We start from the raw sequence: 2,305 nt of genomic DNA, 5'->3' as shown, positions 1-2,305 counted from the left end.
TCTCGCCGGTCTTGTCCTGCGCGCTGCCGGTGGTGAGCTCGACCTCAAGCGTGTGCGCATCGACCAAGCTGCCGTAGCCACGCACCACCTCGACTTTGCGGGCCTTGGCCATGGCGGCCAGACCTTGCGTGAGCTTGCCCGTCACACCGGACTTGTGCGCGCGCAGCTTGGCCAGATCCAGCGTCGGCTCGCCGAAGCTCACGCCCAGCGCATCGAAATGCTTGACCTCGTCCATCACGGCGGCCACGTGCAGCAGCGCCTTCGATGGGATGCAGCCCACGTTCAGGCAGACGCCGCCCAGCTCGGCGTAGCGCTCGACCAGGATGACTTTGAGTCCCAGGTCGGCCGCGCGGAAGGCGGCGCTGTAGCCTCCGGGGCCACCGCCAAGCACGAGCACATCGCAATCGGTGTCGGCTGGCGTGGCCACCTGCGAACGAGCCGGGCTGGTGCTGGCTGCGGCAGCTGTGGCCGCGCTGGCGGATGCCGAGGCCGGTGGAGATGCGGCAGGTGTTGTGGCAGCTGCCGGTGCTGCAACCGGAGTCGGCGCGGCAGCAGAAGCAGCCACATCCAAGGTCAGGATCACGTGGCCCTGCCCCACCCGGTCACCCAATTTCACCTTGATCTCGCCGACCACCCCGGCCTGGGGCGAAGGCACCTCCATGGAGGCCTTGTCGGACTCCAGGGTGATCAGGCTCTGCTCGGCGGCGACGGTCTGGCCGGGCTTGACTAGGATTTCGATGATCGCCGCATCGGCGATGTCGCCCAGGTCGGGCACGGGGATGTCGATGAATGCCATGTCGACGCCCCTTAAACCAGTGCGCGGCGGAAATCCGCCAGCAGCGAAGCCAGGTAGGCGTTGAACTTGGCCGCCGACGCGCCGTCGATGACGCGGTGGTCGTAGCTCAGGCTCAGCGGCAACATCAGGCGCGGCACGAACTCGCTGCCGTTCCACACCGGCTTCATGGCCGAGCGGCACACACCCAGGATGGCCACCTCCGGCGCGTTGATGATGGGCGTGAAGGTCGTGCCGCCGAAGCCGCCCAGCGACGAGATCGAGAAGCAGCCGCCGCTCATCTCGGCCGGGGTGAGCTTGCCGTCGCGGGCCTTGGCCGCCAGCGCGGCGGTTTCCAGCGCCAGCTGGCTCAGCGACTTCTGGTCCACGTCGCGGATCACCGGCACCACCAGGCCATTGGGCGTGTCGGCCGCGAAGCCGATGTGCACATAGCCCTTGAGCACCAGGTCATCGCCATCGAGCGAGGCGTTGAACTGCGGGAACTTGCGCAGCGCCACCGCGCAGGCCTTGAGCAGGAAAGCCAGCATCGTGAACTTGGTGCCCGCCTTGGCGTGCTCTTCGTTGAGCTTGACCCGGAAGGACTCCAGCTCGGTGATGTCGGCCTCTTCGTTGTTGGTGACGTGCGGGATGCGCACCCAGTTGCGGTGCAGGTTGGCGCCCGAGATCTTCTTGATGCGCGACAGCGGCTGGCGCTCGATGGGGCCGAACTTCGTGAAGTCGATCGAGGGCCAGGGCAGCAGGGTCATGCCGCCCAGGTCGGCGCTGCCAGCGCCCGAGCCGCCAACAGGCGCAGCACCGGAAGCAAGCTTGGCGATCACACCCTTGACGAAGTTCTGCACATCGACGTGGGTGATGCGCCCCTTGGGGCCGGTGCCAGGCACCTTGGCGATGTCCACGCCCAGTTCGCGCGCAAAGCGTCGCACCGAGGGTGAGGCGTGGGCGACCTGTCCGGTGGCGGGCGGCTCGGCCGGCGGCAAGGACGCGGTCGGGCTGGTGCGCGAAGCCGGTTCAGCCACCGGCGCTGAAGCCGCAGCGGGCTCTGAAACGGGTGCCGACACAGCAGGTGCGGCCGAGGCAGCAGCAGGCGCAGGGGCTGCTGCAGGTGTCGAGGCACTCGCAGCGCCCTCACCCACCTCCAGCAAGCCGATCACCGATCCCTGGCTGACCTTGTCACCCAGCTTCAGCATCAGCTCCTTGATCACGCCACCTTGCGCAGACGGCACCTCCATCGAGGCCTTGTCCGACTCGATGGTGATCAGGCTTTGTTCCGCGCGAACGGTGTCGCCCGGCTTGACGAGCAGCTCGATGACGGCTGCATCGCTCACGTCCCCGATGTCCGGGACGGTCAGTTCAATCGTGGCCATGTGTGGTCCTCGCAGGCGTCAGGCGTACAGCGGGTTGAGCTTCTCGGTGTCGATGCCATATTTGGCGATCGCCTCGGCGACCTTCGAGCCCGGCAGCTTGCCTTCATCGGCCAGCGACTTCAGCGCGGCCACGACGATGTAGTGGCGG

2 protein-coding genes are annotated in these 2,305 nt (G+C 67.3%); both read right to left on the bottom strand.

Features of this window, described 5'->3' with window-relative positions:
• A partial coding sequence (locus B2W70_RS15330; protein WP_286746969.1) for a biotin/lipoyl-containing protein occupies nt 1-796 on the bottom strand: 796 nt, incomplete at its 3' end.
• Between the two features lie 11 nt (nt 797-807).
• A complete protein-coding gene (gene aceF, locus B2W70_RS15325) occupies nt 808-2,157 on the bottom strand; it encodes a dihydrolipoyllysine-residue acetyltransferase (RefSeq protein WP_286746967.1) in 1,350 nt (449 codons plus the stop codon).
• Nucleotides 2,158-2,305: the final 148 nt, after the last annotated feature.

This window comes from Aquabacterium sp. UBA2148 (genome assembly GCF_002328915.1).
GTDB classification, from domain to species: domain Bacteria; phylum Pseudomonadota; class Gammaproteobacteria; order Burkholderiales; family Burkholderiaceae_C; genus Aquabacterium; species Aquabacterium parvum.
This window is presented reverse-complemented; position numbering and strand designations above follow the sequence as displayed.

Excerpts from the sequence above, each read along its gene's own strand:
- aceF (WP_286746967.1), bottom strand. The coding sequence starts at position 2,157 with ATGGCCACGATTGAACTGACCGTCCCGGACATCGGGGACGTGAGCGAT.